The organism is Vibrio sp. Y58_MX_L22, from assembly GCF_024181865.1.
Lineage (GTDB): Bacteria > Pseudomonadota > Gammaproteobacteria > Enterobacterales > Vibrionaceae > Vibrio > Vibrio alginolyticus.
In genome coordinates, this window is the sequence record NZ_JAMZAN010000015.1 from 36563 (window position 1) to 54451 (window position 17889).

The following is a 17889-nucleotide window of genomic DNA, read 5'->3' on the forward strand; positions in this document are numbered from 1 at the left end:
TTGAGTAACAATAATGAGGAAGATATAACATGAAGGCTTTGAAAAACCCAGTGGCGCTTGCCACCCTGCTGGTTCTGCAAGCATGTAGTTCACAGCCGCCACAATCTGGTGCTGCTGACCCAACCTCTCCACCAGCAACCTTAGATAAGCCTGAAACCATTCAACCTCAAACTTTTATGCTACGCGGAAAAGTGATCGTCGGTCACGAGAGCCAATACATCATGCCTTGTGGCAGCGACAAGCAATATTGGTTGCAACTATCACCACAGCAAATGCAACGAGCAATTCAGTTAAATAACGAGCCTTACCAGACTATGTATGGCGAGGTTATCGGCCACCTCAACCCACCGGGCATCGATGGGTTTTCTGCTGATTTCGATGCTAACTTTGTCGTGGAACAAGTGAACTTCCTCACAACGGAAAACCCAAACCGTTGTCAGCAACCAAACAAACCAACTCGCGTGTTTGGTAATGAGCCTTCTTGGTCGGCAAGCTTTGAGGCTAATGGACTAACATTCCAGCAAATCGGCAAACAAACCACAAAATTAGCGATTAACAGCAGTCAGCTTCAACCTCGCCAGCGCACTTATCAACTGCAAGGTGGTGAGCTTCGCTTAACAGAAAACCTCTGCTCAGACACAATGAGCGATTCTTTGTATGGCTGGAAAGCAACACTAAAACATGATGGCGAGACGTATCAAGGTTGTGGTATGGCTGCAAACGTCGATGCAACGCTTGGCTGGGCTAATACCTATGTCGCGACCTCAACCCAATCACAAGGCTTTGAAGTACAAATGACCTTAAACCCAGACCACAGCGCCACAACAAAATATCGTTACGCCAATGGACAAGCACCATTAATCGAGCGTGGTTACTGGCAACAGTTAAGTCCGTCTCAGGTTCAAGTAGTCATGACGCATCATCAACAGCAAAGGCTAATGTCAGAGCGACTGTTTACTCGAGAAGGCAATCAGCTCAAAGCGACCAAAGAAAAAGTCGGTAACTTAGTATACCCAATCGCCGATGGTGGTTTAGTCCTTTATCCTGCCACCGTTCGTGATGAAGGCATCATGCAACCAACCGAAAAACGCACCAACAACCCCATCGGTAGTGCTGACGTCCCTTCTAGTGCAGAGTTTGATTCAAAAGTAGATGCCGCGGTGCGCAACTACTTCTTTATCCATCAAACCACCCCCAACAATAACCAATACCGTTGGCTAACTTACGACCTCAACAGCGATGGTAACGAAGAGCTATTGGTACAGTTGGATTGGTGTGGTTCCGGAGGCTGTACATTGCTGATATTTGAACATCACGAAAAGGAATGGCGATTTAATAGCCGCATTACACTAGTGCAAAGCCCGATTATGCTCGGCCAACAAACCTCTCATGGTTGGCGAGATCTGATTTTTAATGTCAGCGGTGGCGGAGCTAAAGCGGCTCAACACGTGATGCAATACACTGGGGTTAGCTACCCACTCAACCCAAGCATGGCGCCAACGGCAACGCCGAACCAAGTCAGTGGCGTGCGTCTGTTCTCTGATGGGATAAGCCCGGTGCGAGAAGGAGTTCGTCTGTAATGTCACAACCGTGTCCAACCTGCGGTTTTCAATTCAATTGTATGTGCTCGCTAATGCCGAAACTTAACAGTGAGCACAACATCCTGCTGTTAATGCATCCGAATGAACTGAAGCGTGATACTAATACCGGCCAGCTACTAGAGCAGTGCCAACTCAGCATTGAGCGAGTAATCTGGGATCGCAAACAGCCACCAGCAGAATTGCTCACTCTATTAGCTGATCCATCGCGGTATCCGGTGTTGCTCTTCCCCTGTGAAGAAAGTATCACACTCGAACATGTGGTACTCCAAAGCCAGCAACAAACCAAAACTCCGCTGTTTATTATTTTAGATGCCACCTGGCAAGAGGCGCGCAAGATGATCAATAAGAGCCGTTGGTTAGAAGGTATCCCTACTATGGGATTGTCTGCGTCGGCGGACTCACAATATCAGCTGCGACGCAACCAACAACAAGGTAATTTGTGTACGTTTGAAGTCGCTGCACATTTGCTCGGGCAACTTGGAGAACAAAACAACCAACAACAAATGCAGCGCTTTTTTGCCCATTACCTCGCTCTGTTCCAAGCTGAAAAGAGTGGACACGCTCTTAAGCGTTAACTATTAAGCTCAGTAGAAGAACCAAACAAAAAACGCAGCCTACGCTGCGTTTTTTACGACAAGAAGTTTCACGTGAAACATCATTAAAACAGTCGAGTCGGCTCGCCAAGATAGTAACCCTGCAAATAATCCACCCCCATGTCTTGTGCAATGGTACACACCTCCTGATTGTGGACAAACTCCGCCACCGTCTCCGCGTTAAACACCTGGCACAAACGCACCAACTGGGAAGCGATCTTGCGCTGTTTTAAGTCTTTATCAATATCACGAATCAAGCTGCCATCGAGCTTTATGACTTCTGGCTCCAACTTTAGGATTTCATCGATATTCGAATAGCCGGACCCAAAGTCATCAACAATGATACGCGCCCCTAAGCTTCTAAAATGACTGCACACTTCTATCATTCGGCCGTAGTCTTTGATCTGCTCAGATTCCAGCACTTCTAAACCAATTCGCCTTGGGTCATTTAGCTGGCTAATTTCATGCTCTAAAAGCATTAAAGTTTTATCACTGAGCAAATCTTGCGGCGATAAGTTTATAGAAAAGTCACCTTGCTTATCTCGCATATAATGCAACGTAGAATGAATCATGTGCCGACTTAGTCGAGTGTAAAGATGCGTATCAGAGATAATTGGCAGAAAACGCCCTGGCGCAATCACCGTTCCATCGGCTTCCAGAATACGAACCAAACATTCTTGGCTTGCCAATTTGTGGCTACCCGCATGCACAATAGGTTGGCTATAAGTGATGATATTCTGTTTGAGAATGGCTCTACTGACGCAACTTAGCCATCCAAGTTGCTCTTTACGCACATCCTCACTGACTTCAATATCTTTCGCATTACAGATATGGGTATTACTGCGTACACCAGAGCGCCTCGCTTCGATGCCTTTGAGTAAGAGCTCATCCACTGAAGCGGATGGAAAGTCTCGACGACTCACTAAGCCGCCGCATAGCGAGATAGAAAGATAATCTATTTCACGTAGGCCAATTGGCTCAAAATTAGTTTGTTCTACCGCGTCAGCAAAACGCGTAAAGTGCTGTTTGATGGTCTCGCTGCTTTGATCAGCTTTAAATATGAACGCCCACTCACCAACCCCAATACTATAAAGCTGCAAAGCCGTTGGCATGCCGAAACGCTTTCGTAATCGATTCGTAAAATGCATTGAGAGATCTTTGAGTAATTGATCTCCCACTCGGTAGCCGTATTTTTCGTTGATATGACTAAAGTTAAGTAGCTTTAGAGTCAACAAATGCTCATCCAAATCGATGTTACTCAGCCGCTCTTGCAATGCGACCCGGTTTTGTAATCCCGTGCGACTGTCGCGTCGATAGCTTTCTTGTAACTTGCGCGTTTGGCGATCGAGTTGATATCCCATATGCGCGTTCATATGGTTGAGATCGCCGATCGCATTTCGAATCAAGCTAAACAGCGGTGAAATAGAGGAGCTAACGGGCGACTTAGGCAAGTTCAATGTTTGCACTTCGTCTCCCTCTCGCATCGCTAAATACGTCAGGCTGTGATGAAGAATTTCGGGCTGACCAATACCACCATGCAGTTCCCCCATACAGTAACTACCAAACGTCGTCGCAATATCTTTGAAGGCTTGGACTTCGTCGCTGCTGTCAATAAAGTCTAACCGTGACGCGCAGTTAAAAATCATCACGACTTCAGGTTGGTGCATGGCTAACTCAACCACACCATGCCGCACTTGCTCGAGCGTTAACGAGGGATGGTTATAGCAAAATTGCACTTCGTCACCAAGACACCAGGGCCTGTCGAAGCTCATACTGCCATCAGCGTGTAGCTCCGTTACCGTACAAACTTCCTTTCGCCCTAAGCTTTCTCGATACAAAGGAAAGCTGAGCAGTTGACTCAGCGTCACGTCATGGCCATCCGCCAAGTAACGCTTGTATACTTCCAGCGCTTTCTTCTCACCTAAACAATACAAGCGCGTTCCTTTTGCATGAGTGACTTTGTGTGGCATGCCAATCGGGTTCCATTCCGAATACGCATCAGTCCATAGCTTCAAAGTATCACTGTGCAAAGCTACGGCAACCACAGCGTTATCGTAAACTCGGTTTTGATATAGCACCCAGCAGCCATCGTCAATACTCTGCGCCAACCCTCCAGAAATCACGACTTCTTCACTGGCGAAGGTTTGAAACAAGGGATAGTCACGTCGTTCAATTTGCACAGCAAAGCTGAGGATCACCTGTGAATTATGCTGCATTAGAAGAGAGCGCTTGAGCTCCCCGCCATCAATGTCAGGGGAGTAAGAGTATGTTTGTACCGCAGAAGTCAGGGTGGTTTGCTCAAATTCAATCACACTCACTAGGCAACCAGAGGTAAATATCTCCCCTTCCAGAATCACATTACGCGTACTATGCCCCATAACATGAGCATTCGGCAGCGACGACAAAACGGCGTCTGCAAGTGTGGTCGTAATTTCGCGCGATTGCGTCGACAATATTTGTACTAAATATTGTTTATCTGAGGAAGTCGGAAAAGTGACTAAAAAGTCATTCAGTTGACTGACATCGTGAACCAGTTTTGAAAAAGCTCGCATGGACCTACCACTGCCGTAACACTATCTTCACCACGACGTGTGGCGTTACTATTTTTATTTAATAGAGAATAATTTACGTGGCTTTGCGCTGCTTTTCTAGACACAAAATGAGATTAGAATGGATTAATGCGAAAGCAATTAAAAAAGTGTGAGTAACGGCTGCAAACTATTGATTTCAATATCAGGTAAAGTACGTGTTTTTGAATGGTTAATGACATTTTTATTCATATCATTAAACCAACAGGCTGCAAAACCAGCCAACTTTGCACCATGCACATCCGTGGTTAGATGATCACCGACATGCAGAATATTCTCCGCAGGAATATCCAAGAATCGCTTCGCTTTAGTAAACATATCGGTTGCGGGTTTCGCCAATCCATCTGGTCCTGCTTTAAGTACCTGTTGGAAATAAGGCGTAAGACCGATGCGGTCTAAATCCACATTACCGTTGGTGATTGCTACCAACGGGATGTGCTGCGCGAGTTCCTCCAGTACATCGAGGCTTTGCTGCGGCACTTCAAAACGGTTACGCCAGTCCAACGCAACGTCTACTGCGGCTTTCGCGGCGGCATGTGCTGCGTCTTCGTCGTAGCCTACTTGGGAGAAGGCTTGCTGAAGTTGCACTAAACGCCATAAAGTGACATCGCTCTTCAGCTCGGGTTGTTGCTGCACAACTCGCTGTTTGAGAGCAAACCAATCCGCTTTGTTCATATGAGCAACCGCTGGATGATGGTGCTTGAGCCAAGATAGCAACTCACGCTCCATGCGAACGATCACAGGATAGTTGTCATAGAGGGTATCATCTAGGTCAAAGGTCATTGCCTTAATAGGCTCGATACGGCGATAAAATTTCATACTTCGGCTCACTCCCCGTTCTTTTTGCGTGCGCGTGGGTGGGCTTGGTCGTAGGCTTGCGCCAAATGTTGGAAATCCAAGTGCGTGTAGATTTGGGTCGTCGAAATGTTCTCGTGCCCTAAAAGCTCCTGCACCGCACGTAAGTTATTGCTTGATTCGAGCATATGTGTCGCAAATGAGTGACGCAATTTATGCGGACTAATATGGCTTGCGACAGACTGTTTCTGCCCCCATTCAGCCATGCGCTTTTGCACGCTACGATGCGAAATACGCGTTCCAAGCTTAGATACAAACAAGGCGGGCTCACCTGGAGCGGCTAAATCACCACGAACGCGTAACCACTTCCCGACCCACTCGGTTGCCATCCCAGAGAACGGCACTTTACGTTCTTTATCGCCTTTACCAATAACACGAAGCTCACCACTACGCAGTTGTACGTCACGTACATCCACACCCACCAGTTCAGCCAAACGTAAGCCGGCGCCATACATCAGCTCCATCATGGCGCGATCGCGCACAGCCAGCGGGTCGTCCTCGTTGACTTCAAGTAATTGGCTCACTTCGTCAACATCGAGGTTTTTGGGCAACGGGCGTTTTTTGCGAGGTGCTGAAACCCCTTTGGCTGGGTTAGCCGACATCTCGCCACGCAGAATAAGGAAATCGAAAAAGCTACGCAGCGATGAGAGGCGCGTTGCCAAACTGCTGGCTTTCATGCCTTCTCGCATGCCCTTACCTGCTAATTGGCGCACCCAACCAGCATCCACTTGAGACCAATCTTTGAGCCCCATTTCAGCTAAGTGCTGCGCCATTGTTTCTAGCTGCTGTTTGTAATTGCGCTGAGTATGTAGGCTAAGCCCCTTTTCGCTTCGTAAGAATTCATAGAAGCGCTCAAGAGGCTTTTGCAGACTATTTGGCAGAGGAGTGTTGGGAGTTGTCGTCATCGTAACTTTGCCATACCAGTGTTTGAGCGAGATGTGCCACTACTAATGATAGGTGACGCAAAAACAAGGTATCCATATCTGGCTGAAAATGGCCGCCATCTTCACTAGAAAAAGCAAGCACGCCCAGTGTTTGCTGTTTCACGAGCGGCAGTACCACATAGGAACCCATTTCCGGCACTTCCATGTTGCCAAACAAAGCTTCACGATCTACTTTGCGAAGACGTCCTAAGTACGCATCTTTGCCATTTAAGTGAGTGGTCGCAAAGCGTTGATAACTTTCCTTACTCAATTGAATCGATGCGTCGCATTGACTAAACAATCGAACAAACGCACGTAAGCCCAGTGCTTTGGCTTTCGCTTCGATAGAATGAATGACTTGTTTAAAGTCACCACACTTTAGAATCTGCCCCTGCAAATCCATAAATTCGTAAAAGGTCCGATCATTGTTCGCCGCAAGAGACATTAGTGTGGTGATCTCTTCCTCTAACTCTTCAATGCGCTGACGTTGGCGATTCATTTGGATGTGCACCAAAGATACCGCGCCCAAGTCTGAGTGTGGGAAAGATAAACGATCCACAAGCTCCGGACGTTGCACAAAAAAGTCTGGATGATCTTTGAGGTACTCGGCCACTACTTCAGCCGTTAAGGCATCTGCTTCTACTTGAGACAAACCGTTTCCTTTTTCTTCAACTAGCAAGACAATTGACCATCAAATACATGCGTTGTAGGTCCGGTCATAAACAACGGCTTGCCAGGACCTTGCCATGCAATTCGCAATTCACCACCAGGTAGAGAAACCTTAACGTTTTCATCCAACAAGCCCTGCAGAATCCCAACCGCGACTGCCGCGCATGCACCACTACCACAAGCTTGTGTCTCTCCTGCGCCTCGCTCGTAAACTCGAAGACGAATATGGTCACGACTCATCACCTGCATAAAGCCAGCGTTGACGCGCTCTGGGAAACGCTCATGCGACTCAAGCAGCGGACCGAGAGTTTCCACTTCTGCCGTATCCACATCGTCGACCACGGTCACTACGTGCGGGTTACCCATGCTCACAGCACCACAAAACAAGGTATTGTCGCCTGCTCGCATGATGTAAGTTTTCTCTTTTTGCTTCGCTTTGAAAGGGATTTTGTTCGGTTCAAACTCTGGCACGCCCATGTTGACCGTCACTTCCCCATCATCTTCGATGTTGAGAATCATCTTTCCTTTCTTGGTGCTCACGCTGATGCTGTATTTATTGGTCAGCCCCTTCAAGCGAACAAAGCGGGCAAAACAGCGTGCACCGTTACCACACTGTTCAACTTCACTACCATCGGCATTAAAAATCCGATAATGGAAGTCGGTTTCAGGGTCGTAAGGGGCCTCTACCACAAGCAATTGGTCAAAACCAACGCCAGTATGACGATCCGCCAAGCGGCGGATCAGGTCTTGCGAGAAAAACACGTTCTGGGTAATACAGTCGACGACCATGAAGTCGTTGCCCAAACCGTGCATTTTGGAAAAGTGGAAATGCATTTGTTGTGTGTTACTCCGGTAGAATCTGTTCCAGCTGCCACAAACTGGTCAGCTCCTCACGCTGGCGAACTAAGTGGCTTTGTTTACCGTCCACCATCACTTCTGCCGCTCGGGTACGAGTATTGTAGTTCGAAGACATCACAAAACCATAGGCACCTGCTGAACGAACCGCGAGTAGATCACCTTCTTGCAAAACGAGTGCGCGATCTTTACCCAAGAAGTCGCCGGTTTCACAAATAGGACCAACCAAGTCGTAAGTCTGAGCTTCACCCTTTCGCGGTGAAACTGGCACAATATCTTGCCATGCTTGGTATAGCGCAGGACGCATCAAGTCGTTCATTGCAGCGTCGATAATCGCAAAGTTTTTATGCTCAGTATGTTTTAAAAACTCAACACGCGTTAGCAAGATACCTGCGTTCGCAGCAATTGCACGGCCTGGCTCAAAGATCAGCTCCAAGTCTTGGTGATTTTCAAGACGGCCTAGTAACGCTTTGGCGTAATCAGAAGGCTGAGGTGGTAATTCATCACGATAGACCACACCCAAACCGCCGCCGACATCAAGGTGACGAATGTTAATGCCTTGTGCTTTTAAATCATCAATCAGGGCCAATAAACGGTCTGTCGCGTCGATAAATGGGTCTATATTGGTCAGCTGAGAACCAATGTGGCAGTCGATGCCTTGCACATTCAAGTTCGGCAGGCTTTGCGCGAATTTATAAACATCTGGCGCACGATCAAACGCAATGCCGAATTTATTGTCGCGAAGACCAGTCGAAATGTAAGGGTGTGTTTTCGCGTCGACATCTGGATTGATACGCAGAGAAATTGGCGCAATCACACCAAGCTCACCCGCAACCTTGTTCAAACGTTCTAGCTCTGGCTCAGATTCAACGTTGAAACATTTGATACCTAGCTCAAGAGCGCGCTTCATCTCTGCCGGTGTTTTACCAACACCAGAGAAAACGACTTTTTTCGGATCACCGCCTGCGGCAATCACACGCTCAAGTTCACCACCCGACACAATGTCAAAACCCGATCCCAAACGCGCTAGCGTGTTCAATACGCCTAAGTTTGAGTTGGCTTTCACCGCGTAGCAAACCAGGTGAGGATGCTGACCCACAGCACTATCAAACGCCTTCCAATGGCGCTCTAGCGTGGCTCGAGAATATACGTAAAGAGGAGTGCCATATTGCTCTGCAAGAGCTTGAAGTGGGACGTCTTCGGCCCAAAGCTGGCCATCATCCTGATAGTTGAAGTAATCCAAAATTCGCTTCCCTTATTTTATTCGACTGCTGAACCCTAATTTCACCCTAAGGTGCGGTTATTTATTGTGATTGCTCATTCTGTTGAGTGTCATCTGGAATGTATAGTGAGCCAGACTGACCACACCCCGCTAAGGTCGCGGCAACCATCACAAACAACACAGTAACTAATTTTTTCATTTCGCATATCGTGATTATTGAATCAATGCCCCCTATAATCGCACCACACTCAGGAAAAGCAATAGGATAGACGGATGAACGATACTGAATTTCATCAACTGGTGGATGCGCAGATGCAAATCATCGAAGAATCCATCGATGATTCAGGCGCAGACATTGATTACGAAGTCACTGGCAACGTAATGACATTGGAATTTGAAGACCGCAGCCAAATCATCATTAATCGCCAAGAGCCGATGCATGAGATCTGGCTAGCGTCCAAATCTGGTGGTTTCCACTTCAAACTTATTGAAGGTAAATGGACCTGCTCAAAAACGGGTATGGAGCTATTTGAAATGGTGAAGCAAGAATGTGAAAAGCACGCAGGCGAAGCCATTGATTGGGCATAATTCTGGTCAATCGTCACCAAAACAAAAAGAGCACCGAAGTGCTCTTTTTGTTTATTGATACGGGTTTAATTACGCGTTCACAGTTTTGGTCGGGCGACTCGGTGAACAACCGTCATTACGGTAAGGAATGATATACGCATTCCCCTCTTCAGGGTGAATAATTTGATAGTACTGAGGCAGGTTAAAGTTAATAAACTTCGACGCGACGCGACTATCGTCTTTTACCGACGTGTAGAAGCTGTTTACAGACGAAATCATTTCATCTTTGGAGCCACTAAATTGGTGATACACTTCTACTTGATTTGACTCATCCAACACATAAATATTGAAGCCATCTTCGTTATCTTCAAAGAAGAACTGCACCAGACCTTCACTGGCAAACCCATCCACCGCCTCCGGCATTTGATATTCTTGCTCACGATCGAGCATTAACAGCGGCGAGCCTTTGAGTTTGTTAGTAGAAATGCTGCGGTAGAAATCGATGGAATTTTCTAGCTTCTGCACCGACACACCACGACGTTCAAAGAACAACCCATAAGTCTGGTTACCAAGACGCATCGCTTTAAAGCGGCGGCGTTTCTCTTGCTCTACTGGTTTCAAGCGTAAGTCGATACATTCAGCTAAAAGCTGGTAAACCATATTACGCATCACACCACGCATGTTCTTCGCATAGCAGAACACATCCACTGATTCTGGTGGCAACGCATCTTGGTGCATTTTGCCCAAAATGGTTTTCAGTGCATCCAGCATCGCCGTTTCCCCTTTGAAATGCAGCGTACGCACTTCATGCCAAGAGTTACGGTAAACAAGGTCAACACTGCCGACTAAATTTTTATGTTCTGGACCAAAGCTAAAAATATCGGTGTTCTTAACATCCACTTTCAACGAACGACCAGAAAGTTCAGACGTCGGATCATTTTCGAAGTTGATGAACATCGCAAGCTGGCTTATTTCACAAGGACTCGCTAGCGCCTGCATAGATGGACGACGCTTACGCAACGCAAAAGTATTTCGTAAGTCACTCACCATTTGGTAAAACTTATCAATATCTAGCTGCGCTTCACGTACCACGGCATGTAAACGAGTCGATTCAGTGATCAAGCCATTGAAGAATGCCCAAGCAACCAACTTACTCAAGTATTCATGATGCTCTAGATATGGTTGCCCCAAAATGCGGTGCGCAATAAGCGGTTGTTTATAGAGGTACCAACCAGACTTGTTCACTCCCCCTTTTTTCACTTCGATAAAGCTCAAGTCAGGCTCGTGCAGATCAGGTGAAATCTGTGGGTTTAGTAACGTTACTTTGCCCGGCAATACTTCAAAAGCAGCGTAGAGTTTACGGGCCAAAATACTGATGTCTTGCGGACTGATAGCAGAAGTGATGTCGTTACGACGCGCAAATTGAATCAAGTTACGGTAGCTTTGCATCAACGCATCCAGTAATGCATGATGTACCACCTTCACTTGTTCAACCTTCCAATTACGGCGGTCATCGAGCTCTGCAACGACACTTGCATCCCAATTCCATTTTGCAATCATATCGCTCAGCGCTTCACGGCGCCAAGCTACTGAGCCAACATTCGGCTCACGAGATAATTTTTCATGGGTTTTGAGATAGAAACAGCGACGCACCAAATCCAAACGTGTATCGTCTTGAATTCGCTCTAAGTAACGGGTTACTTTTTCCAACATTAAGTAGTACGCATCCATGCCATAGAGATCAGGCTCATGGGCAAAGAAGCGACGCTTAGTGTCGATACTTAACAATTGAGTATGCGGGTATTCCCACGAGTAAGCTTCTAGCAAGATGGCTTTTAATACCGATTTGTAGGGAGAGTCGATGCTTTTGTATAACTGCCACAAGTTCGAGCCGAAGTATTCTTCAGCAGGAATGCAGTTCAATTTACCAAAGTCGATCCACTCACTACAGTCGATGTAACCATCACTGCACAGTTGAGAAACGTACTCGTCGTAACACTCTTCCATTTCTGGCGGCACGATTTGCCATAACAAACGCTGTCCGGCAATACGCACCGCACTACGATAGAATTCATCTAGCAAAAGTAAGTGCTGAGATGAACCACAGTTATCACCTGTCATCTCCTCAGAATGATTGCTTCTAAAGCGCTCTTTATCCATTAAGAAAAAGTTCGCTTCCACGCCTTTGCTTTGTGCCCAATCCGTGATGAGTAAGCATTTATTGGTCAATAACTCGCGTTCGTCACAATCCATCTCTGGTGAGATACACACCCAAATATCCAAATCACTGGAAGTACTTTGACCAATCGAGGAGGTACTGCCCATGGTGTACAAACCCAATATAGCGGGCTTTTCTACCGTCTTGAGCGGCTGACCAATGGCAAGTTGAATATCATCTATGAATTGTTGCTGAATGCTATTTAGTTCAAGCCCATGTACACCAAACGGGACATCGGCATCATAATAGCCAGGAATTACAGGATGGTTGTAGTTCAACAAGGCAGGAATCAAATGGAAGACTTGCTGGCTTTGCGAATCCATAAGCGCCAGCGCGCGATCAACTCGCTGCTGATTCAAATTATCTAGTCGCTGGATGATTTTTTGGGTGTAAGCCTGCAAGGGGAATTCCTTGGTTGAACAATCACGAAAATCTGCTGACGTTTTAAACCAAAATGGCTTAAAAACGTGATCAATTTAACACTTTTATTGGTGCGGGTAAAGCTTCACGCCCGCGTATCACTCTGGATACAAAACCATACTTTAGTCACAAAATTAATCGCGCGGTAGTGTCGCTCTTATTACCTATTACTAATAATAGTCCTTAGTCTAATTGAGAATCCAGTCACACTATTTTCATAACGTCATGTAATTCCATTCATAGCCTTCAGAGATAACGAACTAACAGTAAGCATTTCTTGATGAGAATGGTAGGATAAACCCAAATCCAAACAGCATTGAGAAGATCATGACACAATCCACACCGATTCGCATTGCAACTCGAAAAAGCCCTCTTGCTTTATGGCAAGCTTACTTTGTTAAAGACGCCCTTCAAGCCGCTCACCCAGGCTTGGAAGTCGAGTTAGTAACCATGGTGACCAAAGGTGACGTGATTTTAGATACACCACTAGCAAAAGTTGGCGGCAAAGGCTTGTTCGTAAAAGAGCTTGAAGTCGCGATGCTAGAAGGACGTGCAGACCTCGCCGTTCACTCAATGAAAGACGTACCCGTCGATTTCCCAGAAGGCCTTGGCCTCGTGACCATTTGTGAGCGTGAAGATCCTCGTGATGCCTTCGTCTCTAATACCTATAGCCACATTGATGAGCTCCCTCAAGGTGCCGTGGTTGGTACTTGCAGTTTGCGCCGTCAATGCCAACTGAAAGAATATCGTCCGGACATCATCATCAAAGAGCTTCGCGGTAATGTGGGCACTCGCCTTGGTAAGTTAGATGCGGGTGAGTATGATGCAATCATTCTTGCTGCGGCTGGCCTCAAACGATTGAAGCTTGAAGAGCGCATTCGTAGCTTTATCGAACCAGAGCAATCACTACCAGCGGTAGGCCAAGGTGCTGTCGGTATTGAGTGCCGCCTTGACGATGAAAGACTGCTTAAGCTGCTTGAGCCACTTAACCACCAAGACACCGTTGACCGCGTTTTGTGTGAGCGCGCAATGAACCTTACGCTAGAAGGCGGCTGTCAGGTACCTATCGGCAGCTATGCCCTGCTAGACGGCGACAACATTTGGCTACGCGCATTAGTTGGCGAACCAGATGGCAGCGAAATTGTGCGTGGTGAAATTCGTGGCCATCGTAAAGATGGCGAAGCATTAGGAGTGCAGCTAGCCAATGAACTGCTAGATAACGGCGCTCGTGAAATCCTAACTAAGCTGTACGCAGATCACGAATAACCATGGCAGTGTTGGTCACTCGGCCGGGAGAGCAAGGCAACGCGCTTTGCTCTCTGCTCGAAAGGCACGGCATTTCCGCATATCACCATCCTCTGATCGACATTGTCGCCGATCTCACGGACACGCACCTCTCTAAACATCTACATCAAGCTCAAATTGTTATCGCTGTTAGTCGACATGCAGTGCAATGTGCACAGCAAATCTTAGCCAGCAACGGGATGTCATGGCCGAAACAAGCTATTTACCTTGCCGTTGGTCAAAAAACAGCACACTATTTAAGCAAATGTACCCAACAGAAAGTACACTATCCCCAAGTCAGTGATAGTGAACACTTATTGCGACTGCCAGAGCTCAACAATGTAGCACAACAACAAGTTCTTATCCTTCGTGGTAACGGCGGAAGAGAGCTGATCAAAGATGCATTGGTGAGGCGTGGCGCAAAAGTTCACTATAGTGAGACTTACAAGAGAGAATTCATCCCATTCGATCCAGTAAGCTGTATCTCACTATGGAAAAACCTACAAATTAACCAGATTATTGTCACCAGTGGTGAACAACTGGATTATTTGTGCAGCCAATTGACGTCGGAGCAATTGACTTGGCTTAATCAACAAGAGTTGTATATCCCCAGTCAGCGTATCGCTGACATCGCAATTCAAAGGGGGTTCACTCGCGTGAGATGCACGGGAAGCGCATCCAACCAAGAATTACTGGCGGCTCTCCAGCCCTAGCTACACAGGATATAGGCATGACAAGTAAAAATAACGACCAAAAAAATAACGATAAAAACCTTTCCGAAGAAACCTCATCGGCACCGCTAGTCGAAAAAACCACATCGCAGCAGGATGCGGACCTTAAAAAAGAGCAACCACAAGCGGCCGAGCCCCCAAAAACAGCAGAGCCAACCAAAGTCGAGTTTGAAGAAAAACAAGGTAAACGCGGTGTCAAACTAGGCACGGTCGCTATCATCTTATCGATTATTTTTGGCGGTGGCCTCGCGTACAAGCTGCATCAACAGCAAGCCGATTACCAAGCGCAGATCGCCCAACTAAAAAGTCAGCTAGAAAGCACTCAAGCTTCCATGAAGCAAGAGCTCAGCCGGGTACAAGAAGAAACCATCGAGAAAGCAACAACCGTGACACACAAAGCGGAAGTGGTACTTGGACAGCAACAGAAGAGCATTGAAAGCTTACAGCTCGCCGTTGCCGATGTGAAAGGTCGTCGACCAAACGACTGGCTATTGGCGGAAGCCGATTACCTCGTCAAATTAGCCGGCCGTAAATTGTTCTTAGAGCACGATGTAGAAAGCGCGACTCAACTGATGGAAAGTGCAGACCAACGCATTGCAGCGCTGAATGACCCTAGTCTCGTCAAACTACGTAAAGCAATGGCAAACGATATCACCAAACTTCGCACTATCCCGCTAATTGACCGTGATGGATTGGTACTACGCTTAACTGCCCTGCAACAGCAAGTAGACAAGCTCCCTCTCGCCAATGCACTGCTACCTGAAGCTGAAGCCGTAGAAAACACTGAAGTGTCTGAAGATATCGCAAACTGGCAAGATAACTTAATGACCTCTTTGAAGGACTTTTCAGAAAACTTCATTACCTTCCGCACGCGCGATGGTAACGTCATTCCACTGCTTTCTCCTGAGCAACACTTTTACCTGAAAGAAAACATCAAAGCCAAATTGGAAACGGCAATAAAAGCGGTGTACCAAGAACAAGGTGAAATTTACACCACATCTCTAAAAACAGCCGACAAATGGGCATTAGCTTTCTTCAACCAAGACGATAATTCCGTTAAAGAGTTCAACAAAACGGTTAACCTGCTAAGTCAGCAAAATATTCAAGTGGAATACCCAACAAAACTGCAAAGTCAGTCTCAACTATCAGATGTCATCCGTGAACGCCTACGTCGTGAAGTCACAACGATGACAGGCATGGAGGATAAGTAATGTTTCGTCTTATTTTCCTATTTGTTGTACTAGGCGCAGGACTATTTGTTGGCACCCAGTTTTCTGGTCAGCAAGGCTATGTACTCATCTCCATTGCCGAGAAAACGATCGAGATGAGCGTAACGACATTAGTGGTTTTCGTTATCGCAGCACTCGCAGGTCTTTTTCTGCTTGAGTACCTGATTAAGAAGTTAGTTTATGCTAGTTCTACAACATGGAACTACTTCAGTGTTCGCAAAATGCGCCATTCCCGCCGATACACCAATGAAGGCATTATTAAACTTCTAGAAGGTGACTGGAAAGGTGCTGAGAAAAAAGTAACTCGCTGGGCAAATCATCACGATATGCCGCTGCTTTGCTACTTAGTTGCCTCTGAAGCCGCACAAGGTCAAGGTGATAAAGCAAAACGAGATCACTATCTAGAGCTAGCGAGCCAACAAGAGAACGCCCATCTCGCAGTAGAGCTGACTCGAGCGAAACAATTTATCCGCGACAACGAGTTCGAGTCCGCTTTCGATACCTTGCAATCGTTAAAAAGTCAGTATGCGAGTAACTCTATTGTATTGAACTTGCTGAAAACAACGTACATGCAGCTAAAGTTGTGGCAACCTCTTATTGACCTCTTGCCACAACTAACCAAAGCAAAACTCATCTCGGACGAAGAACATGCAGAGCTGATTCAAAAGGCGCAGTGCGGCTTACTCCATGAAGTAGCGCAGCAACAGGGTAGCGAAGGGCTAATCTCCCATTGGAATAGCCTCTCACGTAAAGTGAAACAAGACACACACCTCGTTGCCTGTTTTGCTCGAGAACTCATCACACGAAAAGCTGATGCAGAAGCCTTTACCGTGCTAAAAGAAGCATTAAAAAAACAACCAGCCCCAGAGCTTTATCAACTACTGCCAGATCTAAATCTGCCAGATACCCACCCTGTCGTGGTCTTCTTAGAGGGAGTAGTGAAGAAAGAACCGGATAACGCCGCTGCCCATAGCGCATTAGCGCACTTCTATTTCCGTCAAGAGAAGTGGCAAGAAGCCCAAGACCACTTTGAGATCGCCTTAAAGCTTCGCTCTGACGTCTCTGACTATGCATTCCTAGCAGACACACTAGAGAAGCAAAATCTAACCAAAGCTGCTCACGAAGTCTCTCGTAAAGCTCTCACGCTCGTCCAGAATGACTAACTTAAGATGACCTAACCAAGCCGACAGCTTACCTGTCGGCTTTTTTATTGCCTGCTATTAACCCTTTAGTCCTTAGTCATCAATATGTTTATCCAATTCATTGGCTCCCAAGTAGTTCTCAACTTCCTAGCAACTCACTATCGTTTCACTTTCCTCTTCTCTTTTGACCACTCTGATCCTGTCATTCCAGCAGAATCCAAAACAATTTTAAAAGATGCAGGAATACGTAACTTTAGCCTGTAGAAGTATGGTTTTAAGACGTAGCTAGATTTAGGCAATAGAGCACGCGCGTCGCTAGACTGAGTAAAACAAAAAGATACATCAGTGAAACAGTGACTATTTGAGTATGCTTATTTGTTCGGTCTATCCCGTAAAAGGGGCTAGAGAAGCAATGGTAGTGCTTTAAGAGAACAATAAGGCAATATATGGTTCAACACCTTAACAAAGCATCTCCAACAACCTTATCTGGACAGCATGTAGTGTGAGGATGAACAGCTTTAGAGGCAACTGCACTTCTTAGCAAAAATCAAAACGTCACAACCAATACCAATACCGATACCGATACCGATACCGATATTACTTAGTCCAAAAGTAGATCGCATATGGAATTGATTTTTGGCAAGCACAGATAGAGTAATAAAGATGTGCGGAAATGAAAAAAGCCTCGCTATTTCTAGCGAGGCTTCTTAATAGTGGCGGAGAGATAGGGATTTGAACCCTAGATACGCTATTAACGTATGCCGGTTTTCAAGACCGGTGCTTTCAACCACTCAGCCATCTCTCCACAAATTGTCATCAACAGATTAGTACACTGATGATGTTGTTACTTGTCTATGCAAATAACGATGTTTAAAGCCTGGCGATGTCCTACTCTCACATGGGGAAGCCCCACACTACCATCGGCGCTATTTCGTTTCACTTCTGAGTTCGGCATGGAAGTCAGGTGGGTCCAAAACGCTATGGTCGCCAAG

General features: G+C 46.4%; 14 protein-coding genes, 1 tRNA gene, 1 rRNA gene and 1 pseudogene. 7 read left to right on the forward strand and 10 right to left on the reverse strand.

From position 1 onward, the window contains the following. Positions 1–29 precede the first annotated feature (29 nt). Entirely contained in the window at positions 30–1580 is a 1551-nt protein-coding gene (locus NL626_RS21510; protein ID WP_005383642.1) for a COG3650 family protein, read from the forward strand. After that, the gene (locus NL626_RS21515; RefSeq protein ID WP_031780839.1) at positions 1580–2176 is read left to right on the forward strand and encodes a tRNA-uridine aminocarboxypropyltransferase; all 597 of its coding nucleotides are present in this window, start codon (positions 1580–1582) and stop codon (positions 2174–2176) included. Before NL626_RS21510 ends, NL626_RS21515 begins: the two co-directional genes overlap by 1 nt. Positions 2177–2259: 83 nt before the next feature. Here the strand turns inward: NL626_RS21515 and NL626_RS21520 are convergent, their stop codons facing one another. From NL626_RS21520 to NL626_RS21550, 7 genes and pseudogenes are all read right to left on the reverse strand, one after another. Further along, positions 2260–4746, reverse strand: a complete 2487-nt coding sequence (locus tag NL626_RS21520; protein WP_053350820.1) for an EAL domain-containing protein — start codon at positions 4744–4746, stop codon at positions 2260–2262. Between the two features lie 138 nt (positions 4747–4884). Then, on the reverse strand, positions 4885–5601 hold the full coding sequence (gene yigB / locus NL626_RS21525; RefSeq protein WP_053350826.1) for a 5-amino-6-(5-phospho-D-ribitylamino)uracil phosphatase YigB: 717 nt from the start codon (positions 5599–5601) through the stop codon (positions 4885–4887). An 8-nt stretch (positions 5602–5609) separates the two neighbouring features. Further along, positions 5610–6542 (reverse strand): tyrosine recombinase XerC, encoded by a 933-nt coding sequence (gene xerC, locus NL626_RS21530; RefSeq protein ID WP_005378742.1) that lies wholly within the window; start codon positions 6540–6542, stop codon positions 5610–5612. Next, a complete protein-coding gene (locus tag NL626_RS21535) occupies positions 6508–7239 on the reverse strand; it encodes a DUF484 family protein (protein ID WP_005378743.1) in 732 nt (243 codons plus the stop codon). Before NL626_RS21535 ends, xerC begins: the two co-directional genes overlap by 35 nt. Next, positions 7233–8063 (reverse strand): diaminopimelate epimerase, encoded by an 831-nt coding sequence (gene dapF, locus NL626_RS21540; RefSeq protein WP_005378744.1) that lies wholly within the window; start codon positions 8061–8063, stop codon positions 7233–7235. The genes NL626_RS21535 and dapF overlap by 7 nt, the downstream gene beginning before the upstream one ends. A gap of 10 nt (positions 8064–8073) precedes the next feature. Continuing rightward, a complete protein-coding gene (lysA, locus tag NL626_RS21545) occupies positions 8074–9327 on the reverse strand; it encodes a diaminopimelate decarboxylase (protein ID WP_005378745.1) in 1254 nt (417 codons plus the stop codon). Between the two features lie 61 nt (positions 9328–9388). Beyond that, positions 9389–9600 (reverse strand): annotated as a pseudogene (locus NL626_RS21550) (lipoprotein). Between NL626_RS21550 and cyaY the strand changes: the two are divergent. Then, the gene (cyaY, locus tag NL626_RS21555) at positions 9580–9894 is read left to right on the forward strand and encodes an iron donor protein CyaY (protein WP_005383391.1); all 315 of its coding nucleotides are present in this window, start codon (positions 9580–9582) and stop codon (positions 9892–9894) included. The pseudogene NL626_RS21550 and the gene cyaY sit on opposite strands and share 21 nt — an antisense overlap. A gap of 69 nt (positions 9895–9963) precedes the next feature. Here cyaY and NL626_RS21560 read toward each other — a convergent pair whose 3' ends face one another. Next, positions 9964–12492 carry a class I adenylate cyclase gene (locus tag NL626_RS21560; RefSeq protein WP_053350817.1) on the reverse strand — a complete coding sequence of 843 codons (2529 nt, stop codon included), beginning with the start codon at positions 12490–12492 and terminating at the stop codon, positions 9964–9966. A 346-nt stretch (positions 12493–12838) separates the two neighbouring features. On the opposite strand from NL626_RS21560, the gene hemC reads away from it, so the two are divergent. Genes hemC through NL626_RS21580 form a run of 4 tightly spaced genes read left to right on the forward strand, consistent with a single transcriptional unit; the run spans position 12839 to position 16918 of the window. Further along, entirely contained in the window at positions 12839–13777 is a 939-nt protein-coding gene (gene hemC, locus NL626_RS21565; RefSeq protein ID WP_033907277.1) for a hydroxymethylbilane synthase, read from the forward strand. Positions 13778–13779: 2 nt separating this feature from the next. Further along, complete coding sequence (locus NL626_RS21570) at positions 13780–14508, forward strand: uroporphyrinogen-III synthase (protein WP_005383386.1); 729 nt, start codon at positions 13780–13782, stop codon at positions 14506–14508. Positions 14509–14525: 17 nt separating this feature from the next. After that, complete coding sequence (locus NL626_RS21575) at positions 14526–15737, forward strand: uroporphyrinogen-III C-methyltransferase (RefSeq protein WP_005378751.1); 1212 nt, start codon at positions 14526–14528, stop codon at positions 15735–15737. Then, positions 15737–16918 carry a heme biosynthesis protein HemY gene (locus tag NL626_RS21580; protein ID WP_005383375.1) on the forward strand — a complete coding sequence of 394 codons (1182 nt, stop codon included), beginning with the start codon at positions 15737–15739 and terminating at the stop codon, positions 16916–16918. Before NL626_RS21575 ends, NL626_RS21580 begins: the two co-directional genes overlap by 1 nt. Before the next feature lie 693 nt (positions 16919–17611). Here NL626_RS21580 and NL626_RS21585 read toward each other — a convergent pair. Together NL626_RS21585 and rrf are read right to left on the reverse strand one after the other, a co-directional pair. Further along, positions 17612–17702: transfer RNA gene (locus NL626_RS21585), tRNA-Ser, on the reverse strand. 70 nt (positions 17703–17772) lie between these two features. Beyond that, positions 17773–17889, reverse strand: a 5S ribosomal RNA gene (gene rrf, locus NL626_RS21590).